Raw genomic sequence first — 14,468 nt, 5'->3', positions numbered from 1 at the left:
GCAGTCTCCGCCCCCCAGCTACACCTCTTGCCGCACCCGGCTTTCAAAGTCTTCGAGCGTCAGCGGGCGGCCAAACAGGTAGCCCTGGAAAGCCTGGCAGCCATGGGCCAAAAGAAATTGGTAGTGGGCGGTGGTCTCCACCCCCTCGGCGATCACGGACAGGCCCAGGCTGCCTGCCAGCGCGATGATGGAGCGGGCGATGGCCGCGTCGCTGGCGTCCAGCAGCACGTCGCGCACAAAGCCCTGGTCGATCTTGATCTGGTCCAGTGGCAGGCGCTTGAGGTAGCTGAGCGACGAGTAGCCCGTGCCAAAGTCGTCCAGCGAAAACCCCAGGCCATGGGCCTTGAGGGCGCGCATGGTGGCGATCACGCTGTCCACGTTGTCCAGCAGCAGGCTTTCGGTCAGCTCCAGTTTGATCTGCGCGGGGTTGGCGCCGGTCTGCTGCACCAGCGCCAGCACCTGGGCCACAAAGTCGTCTTGCAGGAACTGGCGCGCGCTCACGTTGATGGCAAGGCTCAGCTGCGCAAACTGCGGGTCTTGTTGCCAGCGGGCCTGCTGGCGCAGTGCGGTTTCCATGACCCAGTGGCCCAGTGGCAGGATGAGGCCCGATTCTTCCGCCAGCGGGATGAACTCCGACGGCGGCACCATGCCCTGGACCGGATGCTGCCAGCGCACCAGGGCCTCTGCGCCGGTCACGCGCCCCTGGCTGTCCACCTGCGGCTGGTACAGCAGCAGGAATTGCGCGCGCCGCAGGCCGTTGTGCAGCTCGGTTTCCAGCAGGGCGCGGCGGTTCACGGCCTGCTGCATGTCGGGGTCAAAAAAGCGCAGTGTGTTGCGCCCGGCGTCCTTGGCGCGGTACATGGCCATGTCGGCCTGCTTGAGCACCTCGTCCACCGAGTCGCGCTGGTGATTGAGCAGGGTCACGCCGATGCTGGCGGTGAAGTGGTGTTCGTGCCCCGCCAGCTCGTACGGCTGGCGCAACTGCGCCAGGATCAGCTCGCCCAGCGTGCGCGCCTGGGCGGCGGCCTCGGGGGCGTCGCTGCTCAGGTTCTGCAGCACCACCACAAACTCGTCTCCCCCCAGGCGGGCCACGGTGTCCTGCTCGCGCACGCAGCTGCGCAGGCGCTGGGCCACGTCCTTGAGCAGCAGGTCGCCCACCTCATGGCCCCGGGTGTCGTTCAGGGTCTTGAAGTTGTCCAGGTCCACAAACAGCACCGCCGTGGTCAGGCCCGAGCGCGCACCGTTGACCAGCACCTGCTGCAGCCGGTCCACCAGCAGGCGGCGGTTGGGCAGTTGCGTGAGTGCGTCGTAGAACGCCAGGTAGCGTGCCTCGTCCTCGGCGGCCTTGCGGCCCGAGATGTCGATGTCGATGCAGAACATCTCGGGCGGGTGCCCCGGCACCTGGATGTAGGCATGGCTGGAGAACACATGCACCGGCGTGCCGTCCTTGCGCTGCAGTTGCAGCTCGCCCGCCGGGATCACCTCGCCGGTGGCGAACATGTGCTGCATGTGTGCCCGCACGCCGTCGCGCATGGGCGGCGGGATGATGAGGTCGAGCAGGTTGCCGCCCAGGGCTTCTTCGGCCGTGTAGCCGTACAGCTGCTCGGACGCCTGGTTCCAGTAGCTGGTGGTGCCGTCCTGCAGGTAGCCTTGCACCGAGATGGACGGAATATTGCGCAGCAGCGAGCGAAAGCGCAGTTCGGACTCGCGCAGCGCACTTTCAGCCTGCTTGCGCTTCGTGATGTCGCGGGCGAGGAACACCACAGCCGCCTGGCCACCCACCTGCACGCCCAGGGGCTGGGTGCGCCCTTCAAACTGGCGCAGCCCTGACAGGGTCTGCAGCTCGTATTCCACGCTGTGGGTCTGGCCGGACTGCAGCGTGTCCCGGATGAGCCCCATGAACCGTTCTGCCTGCTCGGCGGGCAGCACATCGTGCAGCCGTTTACCTACCAGCTCGGGGGCGCTGGCGACCAGGGTGGCGTCGTTGGGGGACAGCACCTCCACATACCGGCCCTGGGCATCCAGCACCAGCAGCACATCGGGGATGGCCTGCGTGATGGCATGCAGGCGGGCTGCCGTGCCAGTGAGCGCACGCTCGGTGGCCATGCGTTGCTCCACATCGTGCAGCAGCAGGCCCAGCGCCACCGTGGCGGGGGTGAAGGTCAGCAGATAGGGCAGGGCCAGCGTCTGGTTGATGCGCTGCACGGCCTCGGCGGGCAGCAGCTGAAACAGCGCGATCACCGCCGTGTGCAGCAGCAGCCCGAACAGTGCGAGGGGGACGGGCTCCACCCCCAGGCGCCCCCGGGCGCGGCCCTCGCGGTACACCAGCCCCATGGCCGTGCACAGCACGATCACCATCAGCCCCACCTCGGCACCCGCGCCCCCCAGCCACAGGCGCCCGGTGGCCGCCATCAGCGCCGCAATGCCCGCTACCAGTGGGCCGCCAAACAGGCCGGCCATGCTCAGCACCACCGAGCGTGCGTCAAAGATCACGCCGGGCATCAGCACCACCGGGGTGAGCATGCCCACCACGCAGATCCCGCCGAAGATCAGCCCCGAAAAGGCCTGGCCCACCCACGGGTGCTGGCGCCAGACGCGGATGTTGAACCCATGCAGAAAGCACAGCGCCAGCAGCAGCGCAACGCCTTTGACCAGCTCAATGAACATGGGCCTCCGTGCTTTCCGAGGGGAAAGCCCATGATGGAGGAAACGTTGCGATCCGTAAACGTGTAAATGGCCCCGGATGGGGCCATTGCTCGCAAGGTTGAGGGGAGATCGCGAGGCTCAGCTCAGCAAAGCCTGGGCAAATTCGCGGGCGTTGAAGGTTTCCAGGTCTTCGAGCTTTTCGCCCACACCGATGAAATACACCGGGATGGGGCGTTCCTGCGCGATGGCGGCCAGCACACCGCCCTTGGCCGTGCCGTCCAGTTTGGTGACGATCAGGCCTGTGAGCTGCAGCGCATCGTCAAACGCGCGCACCTGGGCCAGCGCGTTCTGGCCGGTGTTGCCGTCGATCACCAGCAGCACCTCGTGCGGGGCCGTGGCGTCGGCCTTGGTGACCACGCGGCGGATCTTTTTCAGCTCTTCCATCAGGTGCAGCTGCGTGGGCAGGCGGCCGGCGGTGTCCACCAGCACCACGTCCTTGCCGCGCGCCTTGCCGGCGGTCACGGCATCAAAGCTCACGGCGGCGGGGTCGCCACCTTCCTGGCTCACGATCTCGACCGTGTTGCGGTCGGCCCACACGCCCAGCTGCTCGCGGGCAGCGGCGCGGAAGGTGTCGGCGGCGGCCAGCAGCACGGCGGCGCCTTCACCGGCCAGGTGCTTGGTGAGCTTGCCGATGGAGGTGGTCTTGCCCGCGCCGTTCACGCCGGCCACCATGATCACGGTGGGGGTGTGCTCGCCAATCACCAGGGCTTTTTCGAGCGGGCGCAGCAGGTCGGCCAGCGCGTCGGCCAGCAGGCCCTTGACTGCCGCAGGGTCGGTGGTCTTGCTGTCCTTCACGCGGCGCTTGAGGTCCGTCAGCAGGTGTGTGGTGGCTTTCACGCCGGTGTCGGCCATCAGCAGGGCCTCTTCCAGCTCCTCATACAGCGCGTCGTCAATCTGGGTGCCGGTGAAGACCGTGGCAATGCTGCTGCCGGTCTTGCGCAGGCCCGTCTTGAGGCGGTCCAGCCAGCCTTTGCGTTCAGGCGCCGGGGCAGTGGGCGCAGCCGAGGTTGCAGATGCTGCCACTGGCGCAGGCGGTGGTGTGACGGGTGTGGGTGGTGCAACCGGCGCAGGTGCAGCAACGGAAATCGGGGGCGCCACGGGGGGCAATGCAGGGCTTGTAACCACCGGAGCAGCGGCGGGCGCCGTGGCTGCCGGTGCTGCCGGTGCTGCAGGGGGCGTCGGTGCGACGGCCGGTGCCACTGGAGGCATCGCCACGGGCGCTGGCGGGGTCACAGTGAGGGGCGCTGGTGCTGCGGGGGGCGGCGCAGCGGGCTCAGGGGCTTTGTTGCCAAACGGGTTGCGCAGCCAGCCAAAGCTTGCCGGGGCGGGCGCCGCCACGGGAGCCGGTGTAGCGGGCGCTGGCGGGTTGAGGGTAGCCACGGGCGGCGTGGCGGGCAGGGGGGGGGGCGCTATGGGCGCAACCACGGTGGGCGCCGGTGCGCCTACCGGCTGGGCCGGGGCGGGCACATCGGTGGGGGCGGGCGAAGGAGCGGGCTTTTTCTTGAAAAAACTGAACATTGGCGGGTTCTTAGAATCACCCCATTCTATGAAACGCGCTTTCACCCTACTGGGCCTGCTGGCCTGCCTCTCGTCCGGGGCTGCCTTTGCGGCCACCACCCCGGTGTCTCAACCCTCCACCACGCCGTCTGCCACGGCCTCTGGCGCGCAGCAGTTCACGCTCAAAAACGGCATGCAGCTCATCGTGCAGCCCGACCGCCGCGCCCCGACGGCGGTGCACATGGTCTGGGTGCGTGTGGGCTCGATAGATGAGGTGGACGGCACCTCGGGCGTGGCCCATGCGCTGGAGCACATGATGTTCAAGGGCACCAAGTCCCTGCCGCCAGGCGAGTTCTCGCGCCGCGTGGCGGCGCTGGGAGGCCGGGAGAACGCGTTCACCAGCCGCGACTACACGGGCTACTACCAGCAGATCCCGTCCAACCGGCTGGAGGACGTGATGAAGCTCGAATCGGACCGGTTTGCCAATAACCACTGGCCCGACGAGGAGTTCAAGAAAGAGATCGAGGTCGTCAAGGAAGAGCGACGGCTGCGCACCGAAGACCAGCCCCGGGCCGTGCTGGCCGAACAATTGTTTGCCGCCACCTTCAATGCGTCGCCCTACCGCCGCCCCATCGTGGGCTGGATGAGCGACCTGGATGCGATGACGCCCGATGACGTGCGCGCCTTCCACCGCCAGTGGTACACCCCCACCAACGCCGCCGTCGTGGTGGCGGGCGATGTGGATGTGGCCCAGGTGCGTGCGCTGGCCGAAAAGTATTACGGCAGCCTGCCCGTGCACGCGCTGCCCGCGCGCAAACCGCGCACCGAGCCCGAGCAAAAGGGCCTGCGCCGCATTGCCGTCAAGGCCCCGGCAGAGCAGGCCTATGTGGCCCTGGCCTTCCGCGCGCCCAGCCTGGACCGCGTGGACAACCTCACCGACGAAGACCGCGACGCCCTCGCGCTGATGGTGCTGTCGGCCGTGTTCAATGGCTATGACGGTGCCCGGCTGGATCGCGCACTGACCCAGGGGCCCAACCGCGTGGCCGACAGCGCCAGCAGCTCCGCCATGGTTACCGGGCGCGGCCCCAGCCTGTTCATGCTCAGCGGCGTGCCCGCTGCGGGCAAGACCGCCCAGCAGGTCGAAGACGCGCTGCGCGCCGAGGTGACCCGTGTGGCCAAGGATGGGGTGAGTGAGGCCGAGCTGAACCGCGTGAAGACGCAATGGATCGCCTCCACGGTGTACGAGCGCGACTCGGTGATGAGCCAGGCGCAGGAGCTGGGGGGCAACTGGGTGCAGGGCTTTCCGCTGGACGCCAACGAGCGCCTGCTGGCCCTGCTGCGCACCGTGACCCCGGCGCAGGTGCAGGCCGTGGCTGCCAGGTATTTTGGCGACGACCAGCTCACCGTGGCCACGCTGCTGCCCCAGCCCCTGGACGCCCCCCGCGCCCGTCCCCAGCTGCCCCCGGGCGCTGCCATCCGCTGAACCCGCCCTGCGGAAACTGCCCATGATTACTATCAAAAACATAGCTGTCCGTGCTTTATGCACTAGCGCTATCGCCCTTTTTTCCTCCAATTCGGCCTGGGCGCTGCTGCCCATTCAGCACTGGACGGAGCCGGGCGGCGCCAAGGTCTATCTGGTCGAAAGCCCGGTCATCCCCATGGTGGACGTGCAAATCGACTTTGACGCTGGCACGCGCCGCGACCCGGCAGGCCAGTCCGGCCTGGCCAATGCCGTCGCCGCCATGGCCAGCAAGGGCGTGAAGGCCGGGCGCGACGCCAGCGCCGAGCCCGCGCTGGACGAAAACGGCCTGGGCGAGGCCTGGGCCGATCTGGGCGCCAGCTTTGAAGCCAATGCCGACAACGACACGCTGCACTATGTGCTGCGCTCGCTGACCGACCCGCCGCTGCTGGAGCGCGCTGCACGGCTGGCAGCCCGCCAGATTGCCGAGCCCACGACGACTGACGACGTTTGGCAACGCGACCGCGCCCGCTGGAGCGCCAGCCTGAAAGAAGCCAACACGCGCCCCGCCACCGTGGCCAACCATGCGTTTGCCGCTGCGGTGTATGGCAGCCACCCCTACGGCGTGCGTACCACCGAAGAGACGCTGGCCCGCATCAGCGTGGCCGACATGCAGGCCTTTCACGCACAGTACGTGGCCGCCTGCCGCGCCAAGGTCAGCATCGTGGGAGCCGTATCGCGCGCCCAGGCGCAGACGCTGGTGGCCACGCTGCTGTCGCGCCTGCCTGCCAGTGCGGGCTGCGCACCGCTGCCGCCCGTGAGCGAAGTGGCGGCGCTGACGGCACCTGCCGAGAAGACCATTCCGTTTGCCTCGGCACAGGCCCACGTGCTTATCGGCCAGCCGGGCTTTCAGCGCCGCGACCCGGACTTCCTCGCGCTGCTGGTGGGCAACCACATCCTTGGCGGCGGTGGCTTTGTCTCGCGACTGACCCACGAGGTGCGCGAAAAGCGCGGCCTCTCCTACAGCGTCTACAGCTACTTCGCCCCCGGCCTGCACGCCGGGGCCTTCACCGTGGGCTTGCAGACGCGCCCCGACCAGGCCGCCCAGGCAGTGCAGGTCTCGCGCGACGTGATCGCCCGCTTTGTGGCCGAAGGCCCCACCGAGGCCGAGCTGCGCGCCGCCAAGGACAACCTCATCGGCGGCTTTGCGCTGCGCATCGACAGCAACAAGAAGCTGCTGGGCAACGTGGCCAACATCGCCTGGAACGACCTGCCCCTGGACTACCTGGACCAGTGGGCCAAAAAGGTCGAGGCCCTGACGGTGGCCGATGTGCGCACTGCCATGGCCCAAAAGCTGCAACCCGGCCGCATGGTGACCGTGGTGGTGGGAGGCAAGCAGCCATGAGCCGATCGACCCTGCGCGGCAGCGCCATCACCGCCGAAATCCGCAAGGCCCAGGCCGCAGCCGCTGCGGCCCCTGTGGACCCCAAGGCCACCAAGAAAAACGCCAAGGACAAAGCTGCGGCGGCTGCCACCCCCAAGGGCGCGGGCGAAATCCGCATCATCGGCGGGCAATGGAAGCGCACCCGCCTGCCCGTGGCCCAGCGCCCCGGCCTGCGTCCCACGCCCGACCGCGTGCGCGAAACGCTCTTCAACTGGCTGGGCCAGGACCTCTCTGGCTGGCGCTGCCTGGACGCTTTTGCGGGCACCGGTGCGCTGGGGCTCGAGGCCGCTTCGCGCGGCGCCGCGTCGGTACAACTGGTGGAGAGTGACGCTGCGCTGGTGGCCCAGCTGCAGGTGCTGCAGGCGAAGCTGCAAGCCAGCGCCGTGCGCGTGCAGCGCGGCGACGGCGTGGCCGCCCTCAAGCAGGCCGCGCCCGCCAGTGTGGACCTGGTGCTGCTCGATCCGCCCTTTGACGGCGAGCTGTTTGCACCTGCTCTGCAGGCCGCGGCCAAGGCCGTGGCCACCCAGGGCTTTATCTACCTCGAAGCGCCTCGCGCCTGGACGGACGGGGAGCTGGCCGGGAGCGGCCTGGCCGTGTACCGGCATCTGAAGGCTGGCGCCGTGCATGCGCACCTGCTGCGCCCCGTGGCAGCCACCACAGAATGAGCCAACGCCGGTTCATGTTGCACTGCACTGCATAATGCGCGCACGCGGCCCGGCGGGCCCTGCGGGGAGCGCCCCGGGGGCCGGGGCCAACGTCAATCGCCAGACAGGAGACAACCAGCCATGGCCCAGAACGTGCTCGCCGTGTACCCCGGAACCTTTGACCCCATCACGCTGGGCCATGAAGACGTGGTGCGCAGGGCCACCCAGTTGTTTGAACGTGTGATCGTGGCCGTGGCGGCGGGCCACCACAAGAAGACCCTGTTCTCACTGGAAGAACGCATCGAGATGGTGCGCGAGGCCGTGAAGATGTATCCCCAGGTGCAGGTCGAGCCCTTCTCGGGCCTGCTGCGCGACTTTGTGGTGTCGCGCGGCGGCAAGGCCATGGTGCGTGGCCTGCGCGCCGTGACCGATTTTGACTACGAGTTCCAGCTGGCGGGCATGAACCGCAGCCTGATGCCGCAGGTGGAGACCGTGTTCCTGACCCCCAGCGACAAGTACCAGTTCATCAGCAGCACCTTTGTGCGCGAGATTGCGGTGCTGGGTGGTGAGGTGACCAAGTTCGTGTCGCCCTCCGTCGAAGAGCGGCTGGCGGTTAAGGTGCGCAGCCTGGCGGCGCCGGGCGGCTGAGGAAACTGTCCGGAACGCACAAGGAGCCCCGGTTGTGGCTCCTTTGTGCCGATAGCGCTAGTGCAATATGCCTTGGCTGCTATCAAAATCATAGTTTGCAGATTCTGTTACATCAGTCCATGGCGGGCGGCAGCTGCGTTGCAATGGCCTGGGCCTGCGCGCGCAGGGCCTCCAGCATGGGCACCACCTCGGGCAGGGGCGGGCGGTACAGCGGCAGCAGCGCCGTCACGCTGAACGGGATAGAAAACGCCAGCCGCCGCAGCACCAGCCGCTCGCTGGCGGCGGCCAGGGCGGTGACCGGGTTGACGATGGCGATGCCCAGGCCCTGCTCGACCATGGCGCACACCGCGGCGGCGCTATGGGTTTCCACGCGCAGCGTGCGCTCTACGCCCGCCTCGGAAAACCGGGCGTCGATCAGGCGGCGGTAGGGGTCGTCGGCCGAGAGGCTTACAAAGAATTCACCGGCAAAGTCGCCAAGTTGCAGCACCGGCTGGTGTGCCAAAGCGTGCTGGGCGGGCAGCACGGCTACCTCGTCCAGGGTCAGCAGCACCTCGGCCCGTGTGCCCGGCGGGGCGGTGGTCTGTTCGCACAGGCCCAGATCAAACCGCTGGGCACTCATCCATTCTTCGAGCAGGGGCGATTCCTGCGGTGTGACGGACAAGCGTGCCTCGGTGTGCGCCTGCATCATTCGTGCCGCCGCACGCGGCAGCAGTGCATGGGCCAGCGCGGGCAGGCAAAGCACCGACAGTTGCACAGCCCCCGACCGGCCCAGGGCCACGGCCCGGTCCACCACACGCTCCAGCCCCTGCCACGAGCGCTGCACCTCGTCCCACAGCGCCAGCGCCCGGGCGTTGGGGCGCAGTCGGCCTTGCACGCGCTCGAACAGGGCATAGCCCAGCAGCGATTCGAGCCGCGCCAGCTCGCGGCTCACGGTGGGTTGCGAGCTGTGCAGCAGGTCGGCTGCCCCGGTGGCGCTACCTGCGGTCATCACGGCGCGGAAGACCTCGATGTGGCGGTGGGTGATACGGTGGGCCAGGGGGGGCTCGGTCATGCCAGTCATGTGCAGAGCATATCCATATTGAATGGATGGCGTAAATCAAAGCATTCGACTGAATACATGGATGGCGGCATCATCCGCGCATCGTTCACGCCTTCTGCCTTTGGAGCCGCCCATGTCCAACCCTTTCTCCCCCGCCCAGCTATGGGCCCTGGCTGACCAGTTTGGCACCCCGCTGTGGGTGTATGACGCGGCCACCATACGCCAGCGCATTGCGCAGGTGTCCAATTTCGAGACCATCCGTTTTGCGCAAAAGGCCTGCTCCAACATCCATATCCTGAAGCTGATGCGCGAGCAGGGCGTGAAGGTGGATGCCGTCTCGCGTGGCGAGATTCTGCGCGCGCTGGCGGCGGGCTATGTGGCGGGTGGAGAGCCGTCGGAGATCGTCTTCACCGCCGACCTGTTCGACGCCGCTACGCTCGACTGCGTGGTGGAGCACGGTGTGCCGGTCAACGCAGGCTCCATCGACATGCTGCACCAGCTGGGCGCGCGTTCGCCGGGCCACGCGGTGTGGCTGCGCATCAACCCCGGCTTTGGCCACGGTCACAGCAACAAGACCAACACGGGTGGCGAGCACAGCAAGCACGGCATCTGGTACACCGACCTGCCTGCGGCACTGGATGCGATCAAGCAGCATGGCCTGAAGCTGGTGGGCCTGCACATGCACATCGGCTCGGGTGTGGATTACAGCCACCTGCAGGAAGTGTGCGGTGCCATGGTCAACCTGGTGCGCACGGCGCATGCGGCGGGGCATGACCTGCACGCCATCTCGGCCGGTGGTGGTCTGTCCATCCCCTACCGCAGCGGCGACCCCGTGGTCGACACGCAGCATTACAACGGCCTGTGGGACGCCGCGCGCCAGCAGGCCGAGGCCATCGTGGGCCACAAGCTCGGCCTGGAGATCGAGCCCGGCCGCTTCCTGGTGGCCGAATCCGGCGTGCTGCTGGGCCAGGTGCGCGCCACCAAGAACGCGGGCAACAACCACTTTGTGCTGGTTGATACCGGCTTCAACGAACTCATGCGCCCGTCCATGTACGGCAGCTACCACGCCATGAGCGTGCTGCGCCGTGATGGTTCCACCGCAGCCGAGCAGCCCACGGTGGTGGCGGGCCCGCTGTGCGAGTCGGGCGACGTGTTCACCCAGGGCGACGGCGGCGTGGTGCTGCCGCGCGACCTGCCCGCCGCGCAGGTGGGTGATCTGCTGGTGATCCACGACACCGGGGCGTACGGCGCCAGCATGTCCTCCAACTACAACACGCGGCCTTTGATTGCCGAGGTGCTCGTGGATGGCGGCCAGGCCCGCCTGATCCGCCGCCGCCAGACGGTGGACGAGCTGCTGGCGCTGGAACTGGGGCTGTAAGCCCGGCTGCCGCGCTGGCCCCCTGCGCTGTGGGCATGGCCCGCGCTACGAGGTGGGGTAGGTGAGGGCCTACGGGTTTGGGGTGCAAAGCCGGACAAGCGCCAACCGGGGTGAGAAATACAGTGAAACCACCTGAACTTCTCACCCTTTCAAGGAGATCCCCATGCCTCTCATTGCCTGGCTACTTGGCGTACCGCTGTCGGTTGTGCTGCTGCTGATGCTGTTTGGGGTGTTTTGACTCCACCCCCGGCGCGCATGGCATCAGCGCCACCAAACAAAAGGCCCCTGTGGATTCCGCAGGGGCCTTTTGTTTTCGTGGGGACTATGGGGTTACATCAGCTCGGACGCGGGCCCGCGCCCCATCAGGGTGACGACCGCATCTGCCGGGGTGAGCTGGCCATCGAGCAGCGCCACCACCGCGCGGGTGATGGGCATGTCCACCCCCAGCTGGGCCGCCCGCTGCGCCACGGTGCGGGCGCTGTAAACGCCCTCGGCCACATGGCCCAGCGACTCGACGGCTTGCGGCAAGGTTTTGCCCTCGGCCAGCAACATGCCCACGCGCCGGTTGCGCGACAGGTCGCCCGTGGCGGTCAGCACCAGGTCGCCCAGGCCCGACAGGCCCATGAAGGTGTCGGGCCGCGCGCCGAGCGCCAAGCCCAGCCGCGTCATCTCGGCCAGGCCGCGCGTGATGAGTGCGGCGCGGGCGTTCAATCCCAGCGCCAGTCCATCGCACAGGCCGGTGGCAATGGCCAGCACGTTTTTCACCGCGCCACCCACCTCCACGCCCACGATGTCTTCGTTGGCATACACGCGCACGCTCGGGCTGTGAAAGGCGTTGACCAGCGCATCGCGCACCTGCGCATGGGGGCTGGCTGCCACCAGCGCGGTCGGCTGGCCCAGCGCCACTTCTTGCGCAAAGCTGGGGCCGCTAAACACGCCTGCTATCAGTTCAGGAGCTACCAGGGCTTGTACTTCATGCGCCAGCAGCCCAAAAGATGTGGAATTGCCAGCGGTTGCAGCCTCAAAGCCCTTGCACAGCCAGGCCACAGGGGCAGCGCAGCCATGCAAGGCCTGCAGCATGCCGCGCAAAGCCGCCATGGGCGTGGCCACGATGACGAGGTCGGCCCCGGTCCACAGCGCAGCAAAGTCGCCATGGGCCAGAGTGAGGGAGGGGGGGAGGGTGATGCCGGGCAGGTAACGCGCGTTCTGCCGCTGCGTCTGCATCTGGGCCGCCTGGGCGGCATCGCGCGCCCACAAGGTGACGGCATGGCCTGCGGGGTGCTGGGCGGCACTCATGGCCACCGCTGTCCCCCAGGCTCCAGCGCCCAATACTATGATTTTCATAGCTGTATGCGCTTATTCATCCAGCACTACAGGCAAAAATGCCTGTAAATGCTTACTGCGTGATGATGGGCGAGGCCTGGCCTGCGGCCTGGGCTTGCTGTTGCTCGTACATGGCCTGGAAGTTGATTTCGGCCAGGTGCACGGGCGGGAAGCCAGCGCGGTTGATCACGTCGGCCACATTGCCGCGCAGGTAGGGGTACACGATCTGCGGGCAGGCGATGCCCATGATGGGGCCCATCTGGTCTTCGGGCACGTTGCGGATTTCGAAGATGCCGGCTTGCTTGGCTTCGACCAGGAACACAGTCTTGTCCTTGATCTTGGTCTGCACGGTGGCGGTCACAGCCACTTCAAAGATGCCTTCGGCCACGGGGGTGGCTTCCACGCCCAGCTGGATGTCCACGCTGGGTTGCTCTTGTTCGAGCAGGATGGCGGGGGAGTTGGGCTGCTCCAGCGACAGGTCCTTGAGGTAGACGCGCTGGATCTGGAACACGGGGTTTTCTTGGTCGGCCATGGTGAAGTCTCTTTGCTCTTACGAAATTGCTAGCAAAACAAAACCCGCCGGGGAGCAGCTCCCGCAGCGGGCACATGGGGCTGCATTATGCAGCGCCCAGACAGGGGGTCAGGCGCCGAGCAAGGGCATCAGCTCGCCACGGCTGTCCAGCGCCACCAGATCGTCGTGGCCACCCACATGGGTGTCGCCGATGTAGATCTGCGGCACCGTGCGGCGGCCGGTGATTTCCATCATGTGGCTGCGCGCGGCGGGGTCGGTGTCGATGCGGATCTCCTCGATCTGCTCCACGCCCTTGGACTTGAGGATCTGCTTGGCCCGGATGCAATAGGGGCAGACGGCGGTGGTGTACATCTTCACGGGTTGCATGGCGAACCTTCCTCTTTCTTCCTGTGGGACTGAAAAACCAGTCGCAAGACTAGCGCTGACCGAATAACTGGGGGCGGATCAGGCTTTTTCCACAGGCAGGCTGGCTTCGCGCCAGGCCTTCATGCCACCAGCGAGTGCCTGGGCGTTGTCGTAGCCCAGTTTTTTGGCAATGGCGACGGCGCGGTTGGCGCGTGCGCCGCTGGCGCACACCAGCACCACGGGCAGGGCCTTGTTCTTGACCACGGTGGGCAGGCGCTCTTCGAGCTGGGACACGGGCACGTTCTTGGCGCCAGTTACGTGGCCGGTGGCGAATTCCTCGACTTCGCACACGTCGATGACCACCGCTTTTTCGCGGTTGATGAGCTGCACGGCGCGTGCGGGCGTCAGCGAACCGTCACTGGCGTTCTTGAGGACCGGCCACAGCAACATGCTGCCCGAAGCCAGTGCAACGAGGAACAGATACCAGTTATCAATAATGAATTTCACGAAGCTTCCTTGGGTTGGCGAACAGCGTAATTCTAGAATGCTGGGTTTTGGCCCGCATTTTTTTGACCTGCCTTTCCTGGGGAAACCATGTACAAGCTCGTTCTGATCCGCCACGGCGAATCCACCTGGAACCTTGAAAACCGCTTTACCGGCTGGACCGATGTGGACCTCACGCCCACCGGTGTCTCCCAGGCCATGTCGGCCGGCAAGCTGCTCAAGGCCGAGGGCTACGAGTTCGATCTGGCGTTCACCAGCGTGCTCAAGCGCGCCATTCACACCCTCTGGTACACGCTGGACGAAATGGACTGCACCTGGCTGCCCGTGGTCAAGGACTGGCGCCTGAACGAGCGCCACTACGGCGCCCTGCAGGGCCTGAACAAGGCCGACATGGCCAAACAGTACGGCGACGAGCAGGTGCTCGTATGGCGCCGCAGCTATGACACGCCCCCGCCAGCGCTGGAAGCCACCGACCCCCGCAGCGAGCGTGGTGACCGCCGCTACGCTGGGGTGGCTGCCGAGAATGTGCCCCTGACCGAGTGCCTGAAAGACACCGTGGCCCGCGTGCTGCCGTTCTGGAACGAGGCCATGGCGCCCGCCATTCGCTCGGGCAAGCGGGTGGTGGTGGCTGCGCATGGCAACTCCATCCGCGCGCTGGTGAAGTACCTGGACAACATCTCCGAGACCGACATCGTGGGTCTGAACATTCCCAACGGGATTCCACTGGTATACGAGCTCGACGCCGACCTCAAGCCCATCCGTCACTACTATCTGGGCGATGCCGAAGCGGCGGCCAAGGCCGCAGCCGCCGTGGCATCGCAGGGCAAAGCGTAAATCGCAGGTAAAGAGCGGGGAAAACCCCGCTTATCCCCGCCAAAGTGAGCATCCATGCGGAACTGCGGCGGGTTTGGCCCTTCCAAGGTGTATATTGGTTTCGAAGCGGTAAAAG

Annotated in this window: 13 protein-coding genes; 6 read left to right on the top strand and 7 right to left on the bottom strand. The window is 66.9% G+C overall.

The features are described from left to right. Nucleotides 1–18: 18 nt before the first annotated feature. Both ACTJKQ_RS11030 and ftsY read right to left on the bottom strand, forming a co-directional pair. Nucleotides 19–2,667, bottom strand: coding sequence for an EAL domain-containing protein (locus tag ACTJKQ_RS11030; RefSeq protein WP_440596848.1), 2,649 nt, complete (start codon nt 2,665–2,667; stop codon nt 19–21). A gap of 117 nt (nt 2,668–2,784) precedes the next feature. Then, on the bottom strand, nt 2,785–4,224 hold the full coding sequence (ftsY, locus tag ACTJKQ_RS11025; protein WP_440596847.1) for a signal recognition particle-docking protein FtsY: 1,440 nt from the start codon (nt 4,222–4,224) through the stop codon (nt 2,785–2,787). 28 nt (nt 4,225–4,252) lie between these two features. Between ftsY and ACTJKQ_RS11020 the strand changes: the two genes are divergently transcribed. The 4 genes from ACTJKQ_RS11020 to coaD all read left to right on the top strand — a co-directional run bounded on the left by ACTJKQ_RS11020 (nt 4,253) and on the right by coaD (nt 8,398). Further along, a complete protein-coding gene (locus ACTJKQ_RS11020; RefSeq protein WP_440596846.1) occupies nt 4,253–5,686 on the top strand; it encodes a M16 family metallopeptidase in 1,434 nt (477 codons plus the stop codon). Nucleotides 5,687–5,708: 22 nt separating this feature from the next. Then, the gene (locus tag ACTJKQ_RS11015; protein ID WP_440596845.1) at nt 5,709–7,067 is read left to right on the top strand and encodes a M16 family metallopeptidase; all 1,359 of its coding nucleotides are present in this window, start codon (nt 5,709–5,711) and stop codon (nt 7,065–7,067) included. Beyond that, complete coding sequence (gene rsmD / locus ACTJKQ_RS11010) at nt 7,064–7,771, top strand: 16S rRNA (guanine(966)-N(2))-methyltransferase RsmD (RefSeq protein ID WP_440596844.1); 708 nt, start codon at nt 7,064–7,066, stop codon at nt 7,769–7,771. Before ACTJKQ_RS11015 ends, rsmD begins: the two co-directional genes overlap by 4 nt. Nucleotides 7,772–7,891: 120 nt before the next feature. Beyond that, nucleotides 7,892–8,398, top strand: coding sequence for a pantetheine-phosphate adenylyltransferase (coaD, locus tag ACTJKQ_RS11005; RefSeq protein ID WP_056065946.1), 507 nt, complete (start codon nt 7,892–7,894; stop codon nt 8,396–8,398). A 112-nt stretch (nt 8,399–8,510) separates the two neighbouring features. Here the strand turns inward: coaD and ACTJKQ_RS11000 are convergent, their stop codons facing one another. After that, nucleotides 8,511–9,449: a LysR family transcriptional regulator gene (locus ACTJKQ_RS11000; protein WP_440596843.1), complete on the bottom strand. Its 939-nt coding sequence runs from the start codon at nt 9,447–9,449 to the stop codon at nt 8,511–8,513. Nucleotides 9,450–9,570: 121 nt separating this feature from the next. Here ACTJKQ_RS11000 and lysA point away from each other — a divergent pair, with 121 nt between their 5' ends. Continuing rightward, nucleotides 9,571–10,815 (top strand): diaminopimelate decarboxylase, encoded by a 1,245-nt coding sequence (gene lysA / locus ACTJKQ_RS10995; RefSeq protein ID WP_440596842.1) that lies wholly within the window; start codon nt 9,571–9,573, stop codon nt 10,813–10,815. A 330-nt stretch (nt 10,816–11,145) separates the two neighbouring features. Here lysA and ACTJKQ_RS10990 read toward each other — a convergent pair whose 3' ends face one another. From ACTJKQ_RS10990 to ACTJKQ_RS10975, 4 genes are all read right to left on the bottom strand, one after another. Then, nucleotides 11,146–12,159, bottom strand: a complete 1,014-nt coding sequence (locus ACTJKQ_RS10990; RefSeq protein WP_056746796.1) for an NAD(P)H-dependent glycerol-3-phosphate dehydrogenase — start codon at nt 12,157–12,159, stop codon at nt 11,146–11,148. Between the two features lie 52 nt (nt 12,160–12,211). Beyond that, nucleotides 12,212–12,670, bottom strand: a complete 459-nt coding sequence (gene secB / locus ACTJKQ_RS10985; protein ID WP_056746795.1) for a protein-export chaperone SecB — start codon at nt 12,668–12,670, stop codon at nt 12,212–12,214. Nucleotides 12,671–12,778: 108 nt separating this feature from the next. Continuing rightward, complete coding sequence (gene grxC / locus ACTJKQ_RS10980; RefSeq protein ID WP_015015481.1) at nt 12,779–13,036, bottom strand: glutaredoxin 3; 258 nt, start codon at nt 13,034–13,036, stop codon at nt 12,779–12,781. A 78-nt stretch (nt 13,037–13,114) separates the two neighbouring features. Next, entirely contained in the window at nt 13,115–13,522 is a 408-nt protein-coding gene (locus tag ACTJKQ_RS10975; RefSeq protein WP_440596841.1) for a rhodanese-like domain-containing protein, read from the bottom strand. An 87-nt stretch (nt 13,523–13,609) separates the two neighbouring features. On the opposite strand from ACTJKQ_RS10975, the gene gpmA reads away from it, so the two are divergent. Continuing rightward, nucleotides 13,610–14,353: a 2,3-diphosphoglycerate-dependent phosphoglycerate mutase gene (gene gpmA, locus ACTJKQ_RS10970; protein WP_015015479.1), complete on the top strand. Its 744-nt coding sequence runs from the start codon at nt 13,610–13,612 to the stop codon at nt 14,351–14,353. The last annotated feature ends 115 nt before the right edge of the window (nt 14,354–14,468 follow it).

Origin of the sequence: Acidovorax sp. 22279 (assembly GCF_052045435.1) — a bacterium.
Classification (GTDB): Bacteria; Pseudomonadota; Gammaproteobacteria; order Burkholderiales; family Burkholderiaceae_C; genus Acidovorax; species Acidovorax delafieldii.
The sequence above is the reverse complement of the archived record's forward strand: the minus strand, read 5'-3'. Positions and strand labels throughout refer to the sequence as shown.